14 protein-coding genes and 1 pseudogene are annotated in these 19688 nt (G+C 41.2%); 11 read left to right on the top strand and 4 right to left on the bottom strand.

From position 1 onward, the window contains the following. Nucleotides 1–64: 64 nt before the first annotated feature. Complete coding sequence (locus tag BDD26_RS19290; protein ID WP_038260112.1) at nucleotides 65–742, bottom strand: tRNA-uridine aminocarboxypropyltransferase; 678 nt, start codon at nucleotides 740–742, stop codon at nucleotides 65–67. 134 nt (nucleotides 743–876) lie between these two features. Here BDD26_RS19290 and BDD26_RS19285 point away from each other — a divergent pair, with 134 nt between their 5' ends. Continuing rightward, nucleotides 877–1896, top strand: a complete 1020-nt coding sequence (locus BDD26_RS19285; RefSeq protein WP_115827461.1) for a tRNA/rRNA methyltransferase — start codon at nucleotides 877–879, stop codon at nucleotides 1894–1896. 233 nt (nucleotides 1897–2129) lie between these two features. Here BDD26_RS19285 and BDD26_RS19280 read toward each other — a convergent pair whose 3' ends face one another. The 3 genes and pseudogenes from BDD26_RS19280 to BDD26_RS20910 all read right to left on the bottom strand — a co-directional run. Next, nucleotides 2130–3668, bottom strand: a complete 1539-nt coding sequence (locus BDD26_RS19280; RefSeq protein ID WP_244922786.1) for an autotransporter outer membrane beta-barrel domain-containing protein — start codon at nucleotides 3666–3668, stop codon at nucleotides 2130–2132. 10 nt (nucleotides 3669–3678) lie between these two features. Beyond that, nucleotides 3679–4356, bottom strand: a complete 678-nt coding sequence (locus BDD26_RS19275; protein WP_115827459.1) for an SGNH/GDSL hydrolase family protein — start codon at nucleotides 4354–4356, stop codon at nucleotides 3679–3681. Nucleotides 4357–4589: 233 nt separating this feature from the next. Continuing rightward, nucleotides 4590–4697, bottom strand: a pseudogene (locus tag BDD26_RS20910) (IS982 family transposase); the annotation flags it as partial. A gap of 314 nt (nucleotides 4698–5011) precedes the next feature. Here BDD26_RS20910 and BDD26_RS19270 point away from each other — a divergent pair. The 10 genes from BDD26_RS19270 to BDD26_RS19225 all read left to right on the top strand — a co-directional run bounded on the left by BDD26_RS19270 (nucleotide 5012) and on the right by BDD26_RS19225 (nucleotide 19674). Then, complete coding sequence (locus tag BDD26_RS19270) at nucleotides 5012–6823, top strand: IucA/IucC family protein (protein WP_211305502.1); 1812 nt, start codon at nucleotides 5012–5014, stop codon at nucleotides 6821–6823. A 101-nt stretch (nucleotides 6824–6924) separates the two neighbouring features. Further along, nucleotides 6925–9132: a TonB-dependent siderophore receptor gene (locus BDD26_RS19265; protein ID WP_211305501.1), complete on the top strand. Its 2208-nt coding sequence runs from the start codon at nucleotides 6925–6927 to the stop codon at nucleotides 9130–9132. A 71-nt stretch (nucleotides 9133–9203) separates the two neighbouring features. Continuing rightward, on the top strand, nucleotides 9204–10262 hold the full coding sequence (locus tag BDD26_RS19260) for an iron-siderophore ABC transporter substrate-binding protein (protein WP_244922785.1): 1059 nt from the start codon (nucleotides 9204–9206) through the stop codon (nucleotides 10260–10262). Continuing rightward, a complete protein-coding gene (locus tag BDD26_RS19255; RefSeq protein ID WP_038260106.1) occupies nucleotides 10249–11259 on the top strand; it encodes a FecCD family ABC transporter permease in 1011 nt (336 codons plus the stop codon). Before BDD26_RS19260 ends, BDD26_RS19255 begins: the two co-directional genes overlap by 14 nt. 4 nt (nucleotides 11260–11263) lie before the next feature. Next, on the top strand, nucleotides 11264–12316 hold the full coding sequence (locus BDD26_RS19250) for a FecCD family ABC transporter permease (protein WP_115827457.1): 1053 nt from the start codon (nucleotides 11264–11266) through the stop codon (nucleotides 12314–12316). Next, nucleotides 12316–13131: an ABC transporter ATP-binding protein gene (locus tag BDD26_RS19245; protein WP_115827456.1), complete on the top strand. Its 816-nt coding sequence runs from the start codon at nucleotides 12316–12318 to the stop codon at nucleotides 13129–13131. The genes BDD26_RS19250 and BDD26_RS19245 overlap by 1 nt, the downstream gene beginning before the upstream one ends. A gap of 1 nt (nucleotide 13132) precedes the next feature. After that, nucleotides 13133–13900 carry a siderophore-iron reductase FhuF gene (gene fhuF, locus BDD26_RS19240; RefSeq protein ID WP_115827455.1) on the top strand — a complete coding sequence of 256 codons (768 nt, stop codon included), beginning with the start codon at nucleotides 13133–13135 and terminating at the stop codon, nucleotides 13898–13900. Nucleotides 13901–14306: 406 nt separating this feature from the next. After that, the gene (locus tag BDD26_RS19235) at nucleotides 14307–15923 is read left to right on the top strand and encodes a pyridoxal phosphate-dependent decarboxylase family protein (RefSeq protein WP_115827454.1); all 1617 of its coding nucleotides are present in this window, start codon (nucleotides 14307–14309) and stop codon (nucleotides 15921–15923) included. A gap of 26 nt (nucleotides 15924–15949) precedes the next feature. Beyond that, nucleotides 15950–17269 (top strand): lysine N(6)-hydroxylase/L-ornithine N(5)-oxygenase family protein, encoded by a 1320-nt coding sequence (locus BDD26_RS19230; protein WP_115827453.1) that lies wholly within the window; start codon nucleotides 15950–15952, stop codon nucleotides 17267–17269. Continuing rightward, the gene (locus BDD26_RS19225; RefSeq protein WP_115827452.1) at nucleotides 17269–19674 is read left to right on the top strand and encodes a GNAT family N-acetyltransferase; all 2406 of its coding nucleotides are present in this window, start codon (nucleotides 17269–17271) and stop codon (nucleotides 19672–19674) included. Before BDD26_RS19230 ends, BDD26_RS19225 begins: the two co-directional genes overlap by 1 nt. Nucleotides 19675–19688: the final 14 nt, after the last annotated feature.

The following is a 19688-nucleotide window of genomic DNA, read 5'->3' as shown; positions in this document are numbered from 1 at the left end:
ATCACCTTTAATTGAACCATTTTTATGAATAACTTTAGCTGTGATTGGCAAGAATTACTGTGACTTACTCCGCCGGATGATTCGATTTTCCTGCCAGATATTGTTCACGAAATTGATTGAAATGGGTGAGTAATTGTTGAGAAGCCTCAAAATCATTAGCCAGCTCCAGAGCGGCGGCGGCAACTTCCGCAGTACAATGCTGCTCTTTTCTTGATGGCATTCGGAGTAAATAATCCATTTTAGCAATACTGTTGATTGATAATAGAGGAATATCATCCAAGTATGGACTTTTGCGAAACATTTTTCTTGCTTCAGGCCAAGTACCATCCAATATAATAAACAGTGGTGCTTTCTGATTATCTGGCAGTTGTTGATACACAGTACGAGGTGGTGTGGCGTAACTTTCCGGAAAAATCAGATAAGGTTGTCGCGTTGGATCACGCAGTATTTCAAGCATGCGTTGATCAGGCTCGGTTCTTGACCAGAGAAAAGCATCAGTATCAGGTAGAACATCTGCAATGAGCTTACCTGTATTGCTAGGCTTCATAGGTTCAGTATCAAACATGATGAGGCAAAAGCGGCTGGCCGCTTTTACGGGTGAGATTTTTTCACACAGGCATCTTTTTTGGGGCAATAAACAATAAGTGCAACGCTGAACTCGGCAGCCTCTTGCTTGAAAAGGACGGGTAGAGCGGGCAAGGCGATGTTGGCGAAGCTGATAAACGGCGTTGTTATTTCTCATTTAAGAACTCAAAAATGTTCATGAATAAAACCAGTAGAAAATTGGCGGATATTTTAATGGATTGTCGTTGCCAGAGGTAGCTTCGGGCGCGAACATCGGGTAATCTTCGCGCCATAGCGAAGTTGGAGAAATAAATGAACGATTCCTATAGTGGTAAAAGTGGCAAAGTCAAAGTGATGTATGTCCGTAGTGAGGACAAGAGTGACAGTCGTAATAATAACGATCGTCGTAACAGCAATAACCGTCAGTCTGGTAAAGGACGTGAACAAGGAGGCAGACGACGTGACAATGAACGCCCTCAGCGTTCAAAGGATCATTCTCCCTGGAGAACGGTTTCCCGTCCGGTAGGGGAAGAATCAAAACCTGATCATGGCGGCATTAGCGGTAGAAGTCAGATCGACCCTGAACAGCTTCGCCGTCAACGGTTGGAAGAAACCCGGATCTATGGTGAAAATGCTTGTCAGGCAATGTTCCAAAATCGTCCAGAAGCTATTGTCAGGGCATGGTTTGTCCAGTCGGTAACTCCCCGCTTCCGTGACGCTCTGAAATGGATGGCGGCAAATCGCAAGGCTTATCATGTGGTCGACGATGAAGAATTGAGCAAAGCATCAGGAACGGAGCATCATGGTGGTGTCTGTTTCCTGATCAAAAAGCGTAATGGTTTGGAAGCCGAAACTTATTTACAGCAAGCTCCAGCGAAAGACTGTGTTCTGGCATTGGAAAGTGTGGGTAACCCGCATAATCTCGGTGCAATTATGCGTAGCTGTGCCCATTTTGGCATACAGGGTATGATATTGCACGATACAGCGATGCTGGAATCCGGTGCGGCAGTCCGTACTGCTGAGGGGGGAGCTGAGCACATTAAAGGTATTGAGGTTAATGATCTTACAATCACACTGAGTCAATTCCGTGATGCAGGCTACACCATCGTAACTACTTCAAGCCATAAAGGAAGTACCAAGCTGACAGAAGCCAGGCTGCCTGAAAAAATGGTTTTGGTATTGGGGCAGGAAAGTGATGGCCTGAGTGATAGTGTTTGGGAAGATGGTGATATCCGTCTTTCAATTGGTGGTACGGGTCAAGTAGAAAGCCTGAACGTTTCTGTTGCTACCGGTATTATGCTGGCGGAATGGTGGCGCCAGAATAAAGTTTGATAAATGATTTAATATAGTTTCTTTTATAAATAAGGCCCTGGTTTTTCAATCAGGGCCTTATTTATAAGGAAAATATTATATTATTTGTAAGTATTATAACCTCAGTTTTGTTTAAGCATCACAATTTCATGGTCACATAAACCTAAGCTCAGCTTTTTCGGCTGGCCAGAAAACTGGGAGCATTTTTTATTCAGCAGTAAACCATGTTTCTTCCCGTTCGAATTGTTAAATATTCAGAAGCTGATGTTGATACCCAGACTAAAATTATAATTAGGATCTTGCGAGCGGCCTTCGTTAAGGGTTACGGAAGCAAAACCACGTACATCATCAAACAGATTAGCATTTGTGCCTATTGTATATTGACGCCAGTCTTTGCTCTGTTTGCCACTCTCCATAACAAAGGATGTTTTGGTGGAATGAATGGCGCTGCGTAGTTTGTAACGGGTATCTCCGAACTGGTGATTAAACTCTACAGAGGCATAAGGATTGAAACGACCTAACTTGCTATCTACACGCCAGCCTAATGTTCCCACTTTAGACGTGTAGTTCTGGTCACTAAAATGCATGGAGGTACTGTTGTTACCGGATTCTCGGTAGCCTTTGACATCCCCTTTATCCCATGCGAACTGGATAATTGGGCTGGTACTGACGATGTCCGTGACAGGTATATCCCAACCCGCAGCAAGACGGACACCCCATTGTTTACCTTTGGTTGAACCTGTTTCTCTGCGGGTAGCTTTGCCAAGTTGAATGTTGCGGGTCAGGCTATCGTAATTAATGTGGGCATAGTGGAGATCACCGCTCAGCCACGCGTTGTTAAAAACATTCCATAATGCATAACCGGTTGCCACGTGAGCGTCCCCATTGTAGGTAAAATTGGGCGCAGGGGAATACTCAGATTTGTCATTGGTGTACAGGGCACCCAGCAAAAAGTTTTCTGTCAGCTGATAATCGCCACCCAGAGTAAAGGAGTTATGACGGTTGTCAGTATAGGCACCGAATACGCCAAATTTCCCTTGTTCATTACCGCCGTTGCGCAATTGTTGTAAGTGACCATCAAGGGAAGAACGGGAACCTTTAACTGTGGCACGATTGACCAGATTCAAGGTCATGACCTGTGATGGAGCAATATAAATGGATTCAATATATTGGCCCATGATCTTATGCGCCAGCGGTGATGGGTGGAAACCATCAGAGAAGATAAACTCTTTGCTGTCATCAAAATCTTTAGGACCTTGCCCTTTGGTGGCTTTAGGTTTGGAGGTGCATTTATTAGCATCGATACCTACGCCACAGGCATAGCCAAGGTTATTGCCGAAGCCATAGATCAGTGGATTAGACATAACCTCACGCAGTAGGCCATTAACATCAGCACGCAAGATATTGCCGTTACTTTCGCTGATTTTATCATCTACTCGCTTGTTATAAGCATCGGTGAGGATTGTTGCCGCAGTACTGGCTTTGTCATATCCGCCGCTAAGCTCGTTTTTAATTTGTTCAGGGTCTAGTTTAATATTCTCAAGATCTATCCCAGCCATCGAAAGATGTTCTTTGTACTGTTCAGCCATGTCTTTAACTTTCTTTTCAGCCAGTTGGCTGAGTTTAACAAATAATTTCTGGAGTGCTAATTGACGGGCATCTTCACTAGAGAGGGTAGCCTGATTAATGTTTAGGTGTATTTCATCTAAAACGCTTTCTATTTGTTTTGGCATTTCATCTTGGATAATTTTTCTGACTTTTTTTTCGACAAAAAGACGTGTAAGCCAACCCATTTTATCTATTTCAGCATCCACCATTTTTGTTAACTTTCATTTTTATTCCAGATTCCAAAACTGTTTCCAATAATTTTGGTGTTGTGCCAACATCTGGAACAGTGGGGGCGATAATTAATCCCGCTCCGCTTTTTACCAGTGCGTTGATTTGTGTTGCGGCAGCATTTGCACTTTCTTTGATCATAACATCTGGCTTCCAAGAGGATTTATCTGTGAGGTTAAACAGTTTCTCCTGATTAGCTATCAAAGCCACTTTAATATCATTACCGCCTACCCAATGAATGTAGATCCCATTGGGGTCTGCTTTGTTGTTTTTCAGATAATCATTAACTTGCCTGTCTGTCGTATTGCTGGGTTCTTCAGGGTTAAATGCCCCGATAGCCACCGCTCCTCCTCTGGCATAATTGGTGCCACCTTCTTCGGAGGGTATTAACCAGCGGCCTAACCACCATTCAGCATAATTTTTTTCGTCGTCGCCATCCGTAGTGAAACGTTTTTTGAGTTTTTTTGCATTTTCTGTTTCTTCAGATGATTCAGACTTTGCTGCTTTAATCTTTTCGGCCTTGGTATTTCCGGTATCACTTATGCTATCTCCATAAACATATACATTTTTATCGATATGAGCATGAGAAAAGGGACTGATTGAAATCGCCAGCAGTGCAGGTATGAATAAAAATGCCTTTTTCATTTAGCGTTCTCCTTAAAAAGTCGTTTTTTTATTTATCCGCGTATCTAAAATCTAAGTGATACCTCTGTTATATAAAGAATGAGGTATTGATAGGCTGAACATTTGTGATTAACTTAACGATATCATTAAATTAACCTAATTATAACAATTGTTCGGGGTTAAGTATGGTTCTCAATTGGAAATATTTCATTTCAAATTGGAGTTTAATGTTAATAATGTGATATCGAACAGGTATGAGTAAAATAGTACACTGAGGAAATAAGGATAGTTATTACTTCACTGAGAGACAAGGATGCCGCACGATGGCATTTAAGCAGGTTATTTTCGATGAGCTGTTGTTCCTAAAGCGGAATAACCCCTACGATTTTGTTATCTTGTGATGATTTATCATCGAATGGTGATAATTCATTCATGGGATTTACCCAATTATCTTAATGGATATCTTTTAACTGGACTTTACTTAAAGTCTTTATATTTTTGTGGTTGTTAATAATAATGATTTTAATTATCATTTGGTAAAGTAAGTTAGTGAGCTACAGTTAATACCCAAAAGCTGGATAGAAATATTCTGGATTATATAGGTTATCACTGCGCGAATCATGCTTCTCAATAGGCACAGCGTGTGATATTGGATATGAATGAAGGGCTTTATTGAATGACTTCGCTGTACACCAAAACTGAATTAGGTTCCCAATCCTCTCATCTCACCAAGGAAAATTGGTCACATGCAAATCGGCATCTCGTAGCTAAAATACTGCGTGAATTGTCTCATGAAAAACTGATTTATCCAGTACACCACCAGGGACAGTCTTATTCCATTGAAATTGGTAATTTTGAATACCATTTTCAGGCTCAGGATTGCCAACTAGAGCATTTAGATATTGATGCCTCATCAATCGGAAAATCTAACCACGGTCAACCACAACCATTGGATGCAATTCAACTGATCATTGACTTGTATCCATTGCTTGGCATATCAGAAAAGATGCTGCCTATTTATCTTGATGAGATATCCAGCACACTTTATGGATATGCTTTTAAGCATCTGAATAATAGATTGACAGCACAGGATTTAACCCAAGCGGATTATCAGACTGTGGAAACGGCAATGACTGAGGGCCATCCTGTTTTTATTGCCAATAACGGTCGTATTGGTTTTGACTCAGATGATTACTTGCAATATGCACCAGAAAGCGCAAATCCGGTGACATTAATTTGGATCGCTGTACATCGCAATAAAACAGTTTTCTCAGCATTATCTTCGCTTTCTTATTCTCAGTTGTTGGCAGAGGAACTGGAAACATATTTACCAGCCCAGTTTGAACGATATATGCAAAAATTGGGATTAAATCTGTCAGATTATTATCTGATGCCAGTACATCCCTGGCAGTGGAAGCATCGTATTACTATCAGTTTTGCGGCAGATATTGCTAATCAAGATATCGTTTATCTCGGTAAGGGCAATGATCGCTATCTGGCTCAGCAATCTATCCGCACGTTTTTCAATATTAGCCAGCCTAAGAAAAACTATGTGAAAACAGCCCTATCAGTCCTTAATATGGGATTTATGAGAGGCTTGGATCCCCATAGTATGGTAACAACACCACACGTTAATGAGTGGCTTTACCATTTGGTAGCAGCAGATACTTTCTTTCAGAAGAAAGGATTTACCATATTACGAGAACGGGCGGCGATAGGGTATTTTAACCATTATTTCGAATCCGCTATCAAAAAAGATAATCCACATAAAAAAATGTTGTCGGCGTTATGGCGAGAAAGCCCAATGACGATCTTGGAAGAGAATCAACGTCTGATGACGATGGCATCGTTGTTACATGTTGATAGAGAAGGTAATGCGGTCATTGCTGCTTTGGTACAAAATTCTGGTTTACCTGTAGAAACGTGGGTAGCCCGCTATCTGGATGCTTATCTTTCACCATTACTACGTTCTTTCTTCACTTATGATTTGGTCTTTATGCCACATGGTGAAAATCTGATGTTAGTGCTGGAAAACAATATTCCAGTGAAAATGTTAATGAAAGATATTGGTGAAGAAATTGCTATTTTGAATGGAGACCTTCAATTACCTGAGGAGATTGATTTTCTACATGTCACTATTCAGGATGATATGAAAATTAACTATATATTCCTTGATATTTTTGATTGTTTCTTCCGTTATTTGAGTCCGTTATTGCAAAAACATTTGGCATTGTCAGAAACACATTTTTGGGAATTAGTGGCTCAGTGTGTTTATAACTATCAATCACAACACTTGAACCAAATAGAAAAATTCCGCCAATTTGATCTATTTAAGCATGACTTTGTACGTACTTGCTTAAATCGACTGCAAATGGCGAATAACCAGCAAATGATTGATCTTGATGATCGGGAAAAAAATCTGAAATTTGCCGGGACATTAGTCAATCCCCTTCATGCATTTCGGGAAAAATATTCCGTCATGGTTTAGAGCAAACGCTTTAGAACAAGCGGTTTAAAACAAACGGTTTAAAACAACAGGTGTTGGAAATACATAAAGTCAGCATAACAATAAATTATTTTGATAACAGGATGAATAGAGTGATAAACCCAATTTTGCAACGAAATCATTTAACCAAGAGAAAAATCCTTTCTGTTTTAATTCCGCTGCTTCTTGCAGGGAATCATTCGGCAATAGCAGAAGAAGCGCAGGGAAAAAACGATAAAATTGTTGTAACAGCAGGAACCCCGGTGCATGAAGGAGTAACCGAAGACAGTGGCATGTACAACACTACCTCAATGGTGACATCAACGGGGTTGAATTTGTCTGCGCGTGAAACGCCACAGAGTGTCAGTGTGATGACCAAACAGCGTATGGTGGATGAAAATCTGGACAGCGTAAAAAGTGCCATAGACCGTATTACGGGGATGACCGTTCATCAGGCTGACAGCGATCGTTTCACTTTCTCTTCAAGGGGAATGGGTGTCAGAAACATGCTGCGCGATGGTGTACCAACTTTCTACGATATCCGTTTTAATTACGGTGATAACCTGATGGATACCATCATGTTTGACCGTCTGGAAGTAGTACGTGGCGCAGCGGGTTTGATGGTCGGGCCGGGTACACCTTCTGCGGCGGTGAATGTGATCCGCAAACGCCCAACCCGCGATTTTCGTGGTGAAATTACACTTGGGGGTGGCTCCTGGGATAAATGGCGTACTGGTCTTGATCTCTCCAGTCCATTAAATGGGGATGGTACAGTCAGAGGGCGTTTTATCACCGCCTACCAGCGTTCCAACTCTTTTATTGATCGCGATAAACATGAAAAATATCCATTCTACGGCATTATCGAAGCCGATCTGACAGACAATACTTTGCTGACCGTTGGTGCTGATTATCAGATCAATCATACCCGCGGTGGAATGTTTGGTGGATTGCCAATTTATTTTAAAGATGGCAGCAAAACAGATTATAAGCGTAGCAATAGCTATGCCCCGGATTGGGCATTTTCTAAGGTTCGTTCATCCTCTATTTTTACCAGCTTGCAGCATAAATTTGATAATGGCTGGAGTGTAAAAGGAACTTTCACCTATGACAGCAATGCCCTTGATCAAAAAGTATTATGGGCAATGGGTTTTCCTGATCGTGTAACTAATGAGGGAATGTCTCCGGGTAGTATGACATTGATCGATGGAACCCGCCGTCAGCGCAATTTTGATTTGCAGTTAAATGGTAATTATGGGTTGTTGGGGCGTACTCACCACGCTAGTTTTGGTTTGAATCATCAGAAACAGAATTTTCGGAATGATTATTACTCAGCTCTATGTATGAAGTCAGGGAATTGTCCAAAAATAGGTGATTTTACTCAGCCTTCATGGGGTTATCCTGAACCAACATGGAGTAAAACTCGTTCAATGGGTTCTTATGGTGATATTGAACAAACCGCAGGTTATGCAGTCACTCAGCTTTCATTGGCAGATCCATTAACATTGATCCTCGGTGGACGTGTTACCAGCTGGAAAACTCGTGGTGATAATTTTGGTACACCACAAAATGCCAGCTACAGTGATGAATTTGTGCCATATGGTGGCTTGGTCTACAACATCACACCAGATTTCTCCGTTTATGGCAGTTATACCAAAATCTTCAACCCAGAAGGCTATATTAATCGTAAAGGTGAACTTCTTAAGCCGGCTGCTGGTGAAAACTATGAATTGGGCTTGAAAGGAGTCGCTCTGGATAACGGTCTTGATTATTCATTAGCGATTTTTGAGATCCGTCAAAATAATTATGCAAAATTGGATAGTACAGCCCCACCACGCCCAGATAAGATCAGAGCTTATTACGCAATCAACGGTGTAAAAACTCGTGGTTTTGAAGCTGAAGTCAGTGGCCAGATTACCGATGACTGGCGTATGTACGCGGGTTATACCCAATTCCGCGCCACTATGCCTGGTGGTGAGCGTGTCAATACAGATAAACCAAATCGTCTGTTCAAATTGTTTACTACTTACACTTTACCTGGAGTAATGAATGATCTGACTCTTGGTGGTGGAGTTAACTGGCAGGATAAAACACAGCTGGAGCTTAATAGCCCCAACGGTAAACGTGAAGATGGGCAAGGTAGCTTTACCACGGTTAACCTGATGGGACGTTATCAGTTCACACCAGATCTTTCCCTGACTGTGAACCTGAATAATGTGTTTGACAAAAAATACTACACCTCATTCGGTAGCTACACCCAGTACTACTATGGTGCACCACGTAATGTCGAAGCGACCTTGAGTTATAAGTTCTAATTGAAAAAGTGACGGACGGCGGCCATGTGCTTTTATCCATTTAAACAACAAGCGGTAAAGGGTCGTAAGCGATGATGTTGATACAAAGAGTACGAACACATTGCAGAATTCTGGCCGCTGTGCCGTTTATATTGTTGGTCGGTTTATTAGCCGGTTGTGATAAACCGTCAACAGCAAACAATATACCGGTGGACACCACCGGTTATTCAAAAGCTGGCTATCCTAAAATCATTACCACTGAACTGGGAAAGGCAGTGATTAACCAACCGCCGCAGCGGATTGTGGCATTGGGAACCGGTACTGAAGATATTTTGTTAGATCTTGGTGTTATTCCCGTGGGCATTGAATCTCACCGTTGGGGAGGGGATGCAGACGGGTATTTACCCTGGTTCAGAGAGGAGATAGAACGACGTGGCGCAAAATTGCCAGCCATTATCGAAATGTATCCTGAGCTGGATATTGAGAAGATCATCAAACTAAAGCCGGATTTAGTTCTGGCAACACAATCAGGTATTACACAGGAAAATTATGATCATCTGTCTCATTTTGTTCCTGTAATTGCCTACCCTCATAAGCCATGGCAGACGACCCCCCGGCAGCAGATTGAGCTGGTGGCTTATGCATTGGATAAAATTCCACAGGGAGAAAAACTCAATGCTGAACTGGATGCCATCCTGACTCAGACAGGGAGCACGATCCCTAATATAAAGCGTTATTCCTTTGCCTATATCAAGGCTGGAACAACAGGTAACACTTTATCCATCTATGTCAAAAATGATCCCCGGGTTGATACTTTGGTGCACCTGGGCTTGTCATTGCTGCCATTGGCGGATTCTCTGACCACACCTTTTGGTAGTTTTTCATCCAATATTGGTCTGGAGAATGCTGATTTGCTGAATGGCGCAGATATTTTAGTTACCTGGTATAGCAGTGAAAAAGAACGTCAGCAGACGGAATCACAACCCCTGTTTCGCTCTATTCGTGCCGTCCGTGAAGGAGGATATATTCCGTTGACTGATCAATCCCTCGTAATGTCAATGTCTTATGGCTCACTACTGAGTTTACGTTGGGGATTACCCAGATTTATGCCGTTGTTGCAGCAGGAGATAGCAAAACATGAGAAACACTAGGCGACGTCTATCTCTCACATTGGGTTTGGTATTGATGGTATTACTGACCTGTCTTTGTGTCGCCGCCAGCTTAAGTTTAGGATCGAAATCCCTACCGCTGTCAGCCATTTGGCAGCATTACTGGCTGGGGGATCAAGGCAGTTATTATGATTTAGTTATCAACGCTCGTGAACCGCGTACCCTGATTGGCTTAATGGCCGGAGCCGCACTGGCACTGGCAGGAACCGTCACTCAAGGCTTGTTACGCAATCCGTTGGGAGATCCCGGTTTGTTGGGCGTTAATGCGGGAGCGGCGACTGCGGTGGTCTTTTTCTCTTTCATTCCGGTGTTGGAGCAACTGCCTCGTTTTTGGACAGCATTTATTGGTGCCGGCTTATCAACTTTATTGTTCTACCTGCTTAGCGGGGGTTCCCGCAATACCAATCCTGTACGATTGGTTTTGACAGGAGCAGCTATCAATGCCTGCCTGTTTGCCGTGGTAAAGGGAATTATACTGATGAATGCACAGGTTATGGACAGTTATCGTTTTTGGACAGTGGGTTCTTTGAGCACCATGTCACTAAGGGAAGCAAGTTTATTGATCCCTTATCTGCTGGTGGCTATCGTTTTGACGCTTTCACTCAGTGCTTCATTAAATGTGATGGTTTTTGGCGAAGCGATCGCCGGTTCTCTCGGTGCTAATGTTGCCCGTACCCGTATATTGTCCCTATTTAGCGCCACCATGCTGGCGGCAGGAGCGACAGCAATGGCGGGCCCAATTGCCTTTATTGGTCTGGCGGCGCCACATTTGATGCGGGCCTTAGTAGGCAGTGATTTTCGCTGGTTGCTGCCTTACTGTCTGTTTGCAGGGCCTTGCCTGCTATTGATATCGGATGTTGTGGGACGATTGCTGATAGCGCCAGAGGAGATCATGGTTGGGATTATTACAGCCGCCCTTGGTGCACCGTTGCTTTATCTGGTTGCCAAAAACCGGACACAAAAAATAATGGTGGAATAGAAGTATGACGCAGATTGATTCGTCAACACCAATCAGGCAGCCACGTGTCAGAACATTCGCATTGGGAAAGGCCGTTTTTATCACACCATCATGGCAGACAAGGAAAGTGGTATTTTCGATGTTGCTGTTGTTGGTAGTGCTTTTTTATCTGACCTTATCATCAGGCAGAGAAGGGATGGATAACCCTTTTCTGACAACGGAAACGCCTTATCAAGAATTTATTCTATTACAGATCCGTTTGCCCAGAGCATTAGTAGCAATTGGAGCGGGAATAGCACTGGCTCTTTCGGGGACGCTTTTTCAGCTGACTACCCGCAATGCACTTGGTAGCCCAGACATCATTGGTATAAATGCCGGAGCCGCAGTAGGTATTATGGCATCGGTGCTTATCTGGCCCGATGTACTGCCAATTCCTTTAGGAGCCTTATTGGGAGCCGGGCTGGCTGTGTTGTTAGTTTATCTCGGAAATGGCGCAGGTCTGGGGAGAATGCAAACCGGGAAAATAGTGATATCCGGGGTTGCAGTTGCTGCATTTTGTATGGCAATGGTTGACTTTGCTGTCTCAAATATTCGCGTAGAGCAGGCTCAGCAAATACGTTCATTACTGAGTGGTAGTCTTGCCAGCAGGGGATGGCAGGATGTGACACTTATCAGTGGGCTGGTGATTTTTACTCCCGTATTGTTTTGGTTGGGCAGGCAATTAAATTATACCCATTTTGGCGATGACATCGCTAATACACTGGGTGTACCAGTACGCCTTATCCAGATTGTCAGCATATTGTTGGCAGTCATTTTTGCCGCCATGTCAGTATTAGTTGTCGGCCCTGTTTCTTTTATTGCCCTTTCTGCACCACAAATTGCCCGTCGATTAGTACATGCGAAAGGAGCCGCACTGTTTTGCTCTGCTTTGGTTGGGGCTTTACTGATGCTGTTGTCTGATTTAATTACCCTGATATTACCAACTCCGGCTCGTTTACCTGTCGGTTTAGTTACTGCGGTAATTGGTGGGATCTATTTGATGTATTTACTGTATGCAGAATTAAGGAGAACACGATAATGCCATCGGATGAGAATTCCCCTGTAATGACTTCACGGCTTAAGGCCCTGAATCTTTCACTGGCATACGGTAAAAGAACGATCATTGACGGTATTAATATCGCGATTCACGATAGTGAATTTAGCGTCATTATTGGCCCTAATGGATGCGGAAAATCAACCTTGTTGCGGGCAATCAGCCGAAGTATGCAGCCACAACAGGGTGAGGTTCAACTGGATGGAATAAATATCCATCGCTATAAGCCAAAAGCTGTTGCACGTGAGTTGTCATTATTAACGCAAGGGGCAGTTATAACTGAGGCATTAACAATTTATGACCTTGTTTCACGTGGACGTTACGCTTATCAGACTTTCTTGCGGCAATGGTCAGAAGAAGATGAACGTATCGTCAATGAAGCATTGCAGGCAGTAGATTTATGGGATATGTCGCAGAAATTGGTCAGTGAATTGTCAGGTGGCCAGCGTCAGCGCGCATGGTTTGCCATGACATTGGCACAGCAAACTCCCATTATTCTGTTGGATGAACCGACGACTTATCTGGATATCTCTCATCAAATTGAAATGCTTGATTTGTGTCAGCGTTTACATCAACAAGGAAAAACTCTGGTACTGGTTTTACACGATATCAATTTGGCTCTGCGTTATGCCACGCGGTTGATCATGATGAAGAACGGGCAAGTTTATGCAGAAGGAAAGCCGGAAGAAATCATCACAGAACAAAGTATTGCGGATGTATTTGGTCTGGCCTGTTGCATTATTCGTGATCCGGAATCTGACAAGCCGTTAGTTATTCCGAGATATAACAGGAGAGTGTAAAATGACAAATAAAAATAATCATAGCTCCAATCAAATGATATCAAAAATAGATATTAACGATATTGTTAATTTATTCGACAGTGCATTTAGTCACTTTAATTCATCAATGAAAGTGAATGCGGAAAATATCCCATCAGAGAGTATGGATTTTTATCAATGGTCGAATGAAAAAGAATTCTCAATATTAATGCAACGTTACCAAAACGAATACTATGGGAATAATGAACAGAAGCCAAATAATAAAGGTCTTTATTCGTTATGGGCACAATGGTATTTTGGCTTGGTTGTTCCTCCTATTATGTTAATGTTGTTGGAATATCCACAAGCAGTAGATGCAGATTACCATCTTTTTCAGGTTGAATTTCATGAAAGTGGCAGGCCTAATATGGTTTATTACCAATTAAACTGGATGAAAGAACCCATATCTCTGCTGGAACGTTATTATTCTTTGTTGGATCGCCATATTATTCCTGTTTGTGAGAAAATTGAATCTTATCAAGGAATTAATGGGCGTTTGTTATGGAACAATATTGGTTATGTGATGTATTGGTATTTGAGTAATTTCAGGGAAAGAATGGATGCTGAACAATACGACATATTGGTAAATAACCTTTTCTTTGAACAGAAATTACCGGATGGCAGGGATAATCCATTGTATCGGACAGTTATTCTGAGAAATAATGTGATTCAGCGTCGTTGCTGCTGTCAAAGGAACAAACTACCGGGAGTAGGAAATTGTCATGATTGTCCTCTTGAATTAACTGCATAAATAATATTAGGTTGAGTTACCTTCTTTCTTAAAAGAAGGTTATGATTTTCTTTCTGACTTTGTTAACTTAATTGTTAATAGAGGAGTTGATATTTCAAAAAGATAATTTTAAACGGCCATCTATATACCAAATAGATTTCATTTTTTATTAATAATAAGCAGGGTGCTTTTCCAGAACATATAGAATATATGTTCATAATCATGTTATTGGGATAAATTAGCTAAACCAGATAGATAAGAATTAAAAAAATAAAAAGAATATCTAATGAATTTAGAGTCGAAATTTAAGAATAGTAAATTAAAAATATAGAGCTATATATAACTGGATTTAATGAACATAGTTATAAGATCAATAAGTTGTGATATTAATGCTATAGCTTATATAAAAAGAAAGTAAGGACATATAATGTTTGAAGAATCTCAAGTACTTGCCGAACCTTTGGCCAAAAACACCTATTTAACGGGAAATGATCATTTTAAAAGTAGCGATGGCTTTAAAGAAAAGCACTTTAATCAATATCTATTAAATGGTGATAATGCAGGGAGCTATCTGGAAGATTCCTGCGATGTAATTGTTAAGTTAAAAAGGATATTGCAGAAAACAAAATCTCCTTTTAGTGGAATATTACCTAATGAATTATCTTCATTATTTAAAAAGATAAATTTAGATAACCCATTGGGATCTTGGGAGTATGCATTAGAAGAATTGCAGCATCTTTATATTAAAGATGCGGTTTATTTCCATCATCCTAAATATGTTGCACACCTTAACTGTCCACTTGTGCTGCCATCAGCGATAGCTGAAACAATAATCGGTTGCATAAACTCATCCGTAGATACATGGGATCAAAGCGCTGGAGGGACTTTAATAGAACAAAAAGTTCTTGATTGGACGCTGGATAAGATTGGTTTAGGTAAAGAAGCAGATGGCATATTTACCAGTGGTGGTACGCAATCAAACCTGATGGCAATGCTATTGGCACGAGACTGGTTTTGTCACCGACGGAATCCAGGGCACAAAAACCAATTGCACGGTTTACCTGCGGATTTTCATAAACTACGTATTTTTTCCTCATCGGTCAGCCATTTCAGCACTCAAAAAGCCGCTGCGATATTGGGGTTAGGTTATAACGCTGTTGTCTCTGTTCCATGCGATGATGAATTCCGTATGTCTGTACAGGCATTAGAAGCAAATATTAAACAATGTCTTGATGAAGGGAATATTCCTTTTGCCATTGTCGCTACTGCGGGAACGACCGACTTTGGCAGTATCGATCCATTACCTTTACTTGCTGATTTAGCCGAAAAGTACAGTTTATGGCTGCATGTTGATGCTGCTTATGGATGTGGTCTGTTGGTTTCATCCCGCCACTCTCATTTACTTCAGGGCATAGACAGAGCGGATTCTGTCACCGTGGATTACCACAAATCCTTTTTCCAGCCTGTAAGTTGCAGTGCTTTCTTCGTTAAAAATAGACAGCATTTTTCTCATCTGACCTACCATGCGGAGTATTTGAACCCCCTGAGTGCGGAACAGGAGGGAACGCCGAATCTGGTGAATAAAAGTATTCAGACGACGCGCCGTTTTGATGCACTGAAGATGTGGCTGACACTGCGCGTGATTGGTGCCGAACAACTTGGACAGGCATTTGATACTTTATTGGACACAGCGCAGTCTGCGTATCATTTGATGAGACAAAACCCATGTTTTGAACTTGCCCATCAACCTGTATTAAGTACGTTGGTATTTCGCTTTGTTCCGAAGCAAGCACTCTCTGAATATGCGATTGATCACCTCAATGCCAGCATCCGTAAGGCACTGTTTAGAGAAGGAGAGTGTGTTATTGCCGGCACTAAAATTAATGACAGGCAATATCTGAAATTCACGTTCCTTAATCCGGCTACAACCGTAAAACATTTACAAGAGATCATCGACAGTATTGTCACTCAGGGAAACCTGTTGCTGACTGATCTCGTATTTTCTGATGATTCATTATCCAATCAACATCAAGCTGTTTATTGATCAATTGGTATTTATTAGGAGTAATTATGACAACCAAGACTTATGATTTTATTGCAATTGGAGTCGGCCCATTTAATCTGGGGTTGGCATGTCTGGTTCAGCCTATAAAAGAAATCACTAGCCTGTTTATTGATCAGAAATCAGGATTTGATTGGCATCCAGGCATGATGCTGGAAAACTCGACTATGCAGACTCCGTTTATGGCGGATTTGGTAACATTAGCCTCTCCGACACATCCATTAAGTTTTCTCAATTATATAAAAGAGAAGGGACGTATTTATTCATTCTACATTCGGGAAAATTTTTTCCTGATGCGCAAAGAATATAACCAATATTGTCAATGGGCAGCAGAAAGACTCTCTAATCTTCGTTTTAACACAAAGGTTGAAGATATTAGTTATGATGAATCTCATTCGCATTATATTTTGCAATGTACAGACACTTTGACAGGGCAGAAACACCAATTTTTTACAAAAAAATTGGTGTTAGGAACAGGGCCTTCTTCTTATATTCCGAAGTGTTGCAAGCCATTTGAAAATCAGATGATAACATCTGGAAATTATTTAAGTAATAAAGCAGCCTTACAACAAAAGAAATCTATTACAGTTTTAGGAAGTGGTCAGAGTGCCGCAGAGATTTTTTATGATCTGTTACAGGACGTTGATACCTATGGTTATCAACTCAATTGGGTCACACGCTCTCCTCGTTTTTTCCCGCTTGAATATACCAAACTGACATTGGAGATGACTTCTCCTGAATATGTGGATTATTTCTATAGTTTGCCAGAAAATAAGCGTGAAGAACTCAATCGCTCACAAAAATCTCTCTATAAAGGCATTAATAGCTCACTTATTAATGAAATTTTCGATTTGATGTACACCAAGCGGTTAAATGGTGAATTGAATGTTTCGTTATATACCAACAGTGAATTGCGAGAAATGCATTGTATAATTGAAAACCAGAATACAGTTGCAAGACAAAAATTTGTATTGGATTTATTCCAGCAGGAACAGGAAGCCCCGTTTTCTCTGGAAACAGAAGGAGTCGTTCTGGCTACAGGATATCAATATCAGGTTCCTGGATTTATTGAGGGTATTCAGCAACGTATCCGTTGGGATAAACGAGGTCGTTATGATGTGCAGCGCAATTACAGTATCGACTACAACAATGAAATCTTTGTACAGAACGTTGAACTGCATACACATGGCTTTGTGACGCCAGACTTGGGAATGGCCTGTTACCGCAATTCTCGCCTGATTGAGCAAATCACGGGAAAAGAACATTACGTGATAGAAAAAAGTATTTCATTCCAACAATTTAGTGTTGCCAGTGAAGGAGTATGCTGATGTCTAATATTGTCTCCCCATCGTTTGAAAAAAATTTACCTGATTTGGGAACGTTTTCATTGCGCCCATTAGATATAGATGAAGACATTGCGGTTATCGCAGATTGGGTCAAGCGGGACTATGCTTGTTATTGGGGCATGCAAGATCATACTGAACAGCAGGTAAGAGATTTCTATAAAAACTTAATAGAAAATCGACCTGATTCTGTTTTTATCGGAATATATCAGGAACAACCAGTTTTCTTGCTGGAGTGTTACTGGGCACAGAAAGATCAGATTAGCCAATATTATGATGCCCTCCCGGATGACATGGGGATGCATATACTGGTTGCGCCATCAGATAAGAAAATCAGGCAATTTACGTGGGGGATCTTTCAAACAATTATTGCATTTATTTTCAGTAATTCTGCTGTTAATCGAATTGTCGTTGAGCCTAATATACGAAATGAAAAAATCCACCGCCTCAATTTACGAGCTGGTTTTGTTTATCATAAAACTGTGCAATTACCACACAAAACTGCCGGATTAGCATTCTGTACGAGAGAACAGCACCAGATAGCGTTGCAATCAGCGGAATTACCGGAAACTCTTAATCACAGCGATGCTTTCGTTAGGCACTTATACCCTGCCATTTGGCAAAAAGTGAACCGATTACATTTGAAGAAAGCCATTTCTGAGTTTGCCCACGAATGTCTGTTATCGCCAGAGCTATTGACTGAAACCACAGACCAGGATGGTTATCAGCAGTATCACTTAGAAAATCATGAACATTCGGTTGATTATCATTTTCGCGCACGTCGGTTAGCACTTGATCATTGGCTTATTGATGCTGATTCATTACGAAAAATGCAGGCAGGTGATTGGGTTAAACTCGATTTTATTCTTTTTATCATTGAGTTTAAAAAACAGCTTGGTATTAGTGATACTGTGATGCCAACTTATTTGGAAGAATTGACCAGTACATTACATAGCAGTGCATTTAAATATCATCGGAGTGGTATTAAAGTAGAAGAGTTGGTCAATGCTGATTTCCAGGCTATTGAAGCTGAAATGATGGAAGGTCATCCGATCTTTGTTGCTAATAATGGGCGTATTGGCTTTGATGCGGAAGATTTCCAAAATTTTAGTCCTGAATCTGCTTCTGATATTCGTTTGATATGGTTGGCAGCGCATAAGAGCAAAGCACATTTTGCCTGCATTGAACAACTTACTTATCAGCAACTATTGGAGCAGGAATTAGGAAAAGAGGAGGTCACTCAATTTAATAATAAGCTTATTCTTATGGGGCTTAATCCGGAAGAATATTTATTGATGCCTTTTCATCCGTGGCAATGGCAAAACAAACTGCCATCGGTATTTGCTCATGACCTTGCTAACCGAAACTTGGTTTATTTGGGTAAGGGAAGCGATATTTATCAGGCGCAGCAGTCAATAAGAACTCTTTTTAATCGTAGCAACCCACAACGCTTCTATGTAAAAGCCGCTTTATCTATTCTGAATATGGGATTTATGCGTGGTTTGTCACCTTATTATATGGCAACAACACCGGGTATAAATGAATGGTTATTTGATTTAGTAGAAAAAGATGTGGTTTTACAGCGTTGTGGTTTCCGACTATTGAGAGAAGTTGCGAGCATTGGTTTTAGGAGTAGTTATTATGAACAAGCCATTAATGGTGATACGCCTTATAAGAAAATGATGGCTGCGTTATGGAGAGAAAATCCTCTTCAGCTGATTGATAAGGATCAGAATGTGATGTCGATGGCGGCATTATTGCATCATGATCAACAGGGGAATGCTTTTTTACCCGCTTTAATATCTGCATCAGGATTATCTACGGATGAATGGGTACGTCGCTATTTGGGCTGTTATCTGTTGCCGCTATTGCATTGTTTGTATGCTTACGATCTGATGTTCATGCCACATGGTGAAAATATCATTATGGTGCTTGAGAAGCATATACCGCAATACATCTTTATGAAAGATTTGGCAGAAGAAATTCTGGTGATGAACCCTGATGCTGATTTGCCAGAAAAGGCGAGTCGGGTGAAAGTGAATATGCCAGAAGAAATGAAATCATTGACTATTTTATCTGACGTATTTGATGGAGTTTTTCGCTATCTGTCGGCAATTCTTGACGAACAGGGCGGATATCCACAAGAAGATTTCTGGAAAGCGGTAGCAGATTGTATTCTGGATTATCAGCTTGAGCATCCAGAACTTAGAGAAAAATTTATTCAATATGAACTGCTTACACCAGAAATTAAACGGTGCTGTCTGAATCGTCTGCAAATTGCTAATAATCGTCAAATGTTGGATTTATCTGATCCCTCTAAAAGTCTGAAATTTTCTGAGAATTTGATTAATCCAATTGCTGAGTTTGTAAAAACTGCTCATATAAAGTGAGTTAAATACTAACC

The organism is Xenorhabdus cabanillasii (assembly GCF_003386665.1).
In the GTDB taxonomy this organism is placed as follows: domain Bacteria; phylum Pseudomonadota; class Gammaproteobacteria; order Enterobacterales; family Enterobacteriaceae; genus Xenorhabdus; species Xenorhabdus cabanillasii.
The sequence above is the reverse complement of the archived record's forward strand: the minus strand, read 5'-3'. Positions and strand labels throughout refer to the sequence as shown.

Excerpts from the sequence above, each read along its gene's own strand:
- BDD26_RS19290 (WP_038260112.1), bottom strand. The coding sequence starts at position 742 with ATGAGAAATAACAACGCCGTTTATCAGCTTCGCCAACATCGCCTTGCC.
- BDD26_RS19275 (WP_115827459.1), bottom strand. The coding sequence starts at position 4,356 with ATGAAAAAGGCATTTTTATTCATACCTGCACTGCTGGCGATTTCAATC.
- BDD26_RS19250 (WP_115827457.1), top strand. The coding sequence starts at position 11,264 with ATGACGCAGATTGATTCGTCAACACCAATCAGGCAGCCACGTGTCAGA.
- BDD26_RS19235 (WP_115827454.1), top strand. The coding sequence starts at position 14,307 with ATGTTTGAAGAATCTCAAGTACTTGCCGAACCTTTGGCCAAAAACACC.
- BDD26_RS19225 (WP_115827452.1), top strand. The coding sequence starts at position 17,269 with ATGTCTAATATTGTCTCCCCATCGTTTGAAAAAAATTTACCTGATTTG.
- BDD26_RS19280 (WP_244922786.1), bottom strand. The coding sequence starts at position 3,668 with ATGGGTTGGCTTACACGTCTTTTTGTCGAAAAAAAAGTCAGAAAAATT.
- BDD26_RS19245 (WP_115827456.1), top strand. The coding sequence starts at position 12,316 with ATGCCATCGGATGAGAATTCCCCTGTAATGACTTCACGGCTTAAGGCC.
- BDD26_RS19260 (WP_244922785.1), top strand. The coding sequence starts at position 9,204 with ATGATGTTGATACAAAGAGTACGAACACATTGCAGAATTCTGGCCGCT.
- fhuF (WP_115827455.1), top strand. The coding sequence starts at position 13,133 with ATGACAAATAAAAATAATCATAGCTCCAATCAAATGATATCAAAAATA.
- BDD26_RS19230 (WP_115827453.1), top strand. The coding sequence starts at position 15,950 with ATGACAACCAAGACTTATGATTTTATTGCAATTGGAGTCGGCCCATTT.
- BDD26_RS19270 (WP_211305502.1), top strand. The coding sequence starts at position 5,012 with ATGACTTCGCTGTACACCAAAACTGAATTAGGTTCCCAATCCTCTCAT.
- BDD26_RS19265 (WP_211305501.1), top strand. The coding sequence starts at position 6,925 with ATGAATAGAGTGATAAACCCAATTTTGCAACGAAATCATTTAACCAAG.
- BDD26_RS19285 (WP_115827461.1), top strand. The coding sequence starts at position 877 with ATGAACGATTCCTATAGTGGTAAAAGTGGCAAAGTCAAAGTGATGTAT.
- BDD26_RS19255 (WP_038260106.1), top strand. The coding sequence starts at position 10,249 with ATGAGAAACACTAGGCGACGTCTATCTCTCACATTGGGTTTGGTATTG.